Origin of the sequence: Elizabethkingia argenteiflava, assembly GCF_009904105.1 — a bacterium.
GTDB lineage: Bacteria > Bacteroidota > Bacteroidia > Flavobacteriales > Weeksellaceae > Elizabethkingia > Elizabethkingia argenteiflava.
Map to the genome: position 1 here is coordinate 1 of NZ_JAAABJ010000459.1, position 551 is coordinate 551.

Genomic DNA, 551 nt, shown 5'->3' on the forward strand with positions numbered 1-551 from the left:
GAGATTTCCTGTAATGCTAATTCAGCTCCTTGCTCATACAGTTCTTTGAATCGATAAAAACGGTCTCGGGAATAGCCCATTACTTTACAGGCTTTGGATACATTTCCTAAATGTTGTGCTAATTCAATTACAACTAACTTGTTTTTGATGATTTTTTGTTGTGTTGTCATAATACTTAATCTGTTTTAAAGTTATTTAATTTGATTACAACTGTCAGATTAAGTATTGACTAATTCATATTAATAATGCTTTAAAACTATCCCGCCAAGCATTTGCTTTCTCTATATTGAACCTTCGTTTATATAATTCTTGGCTGTTTTATTATTCCTAAGATGGGTTTTAATATTGGCAATTATTTTTTCTTTTTCTAACATTTGTCTTAAATTCTCACTGTCAAATCCTGCATCAGCATTGATAAACAATCCTTTATGATCTATTTCTGCTTCGCTTAGAAGGGACAGAATTTCTTTCAAACTACCTTCTATTTGGTATAAATCGTGATGATGGCCACTTTTTGGACTTCCCATTGCCAACATTTGTCCCTGGTTATC

At 31.9% G+C, this 551-nt stretch carries 1 protein-coding gene and 1 pseudogene; both read right to left on the reverse strand.

The features are described from left to right. A partial coding sequence (locus GNY06_RS05310) for a helix-turn-helix domain-containing protein (RefSeq protein WP_166519116.1) occupies positions 1-170 on the reverse strand: 170 nt, incomplete at its 3' end. A 111-nt stretch (positions 171-281) separates the two neighbouring features. Continuing rightward, positions 282-551, reverse strand: a pseudogene (locus GNY06_RS05315) (IS5/IS1182 family transposase); the annotation flags it as partial.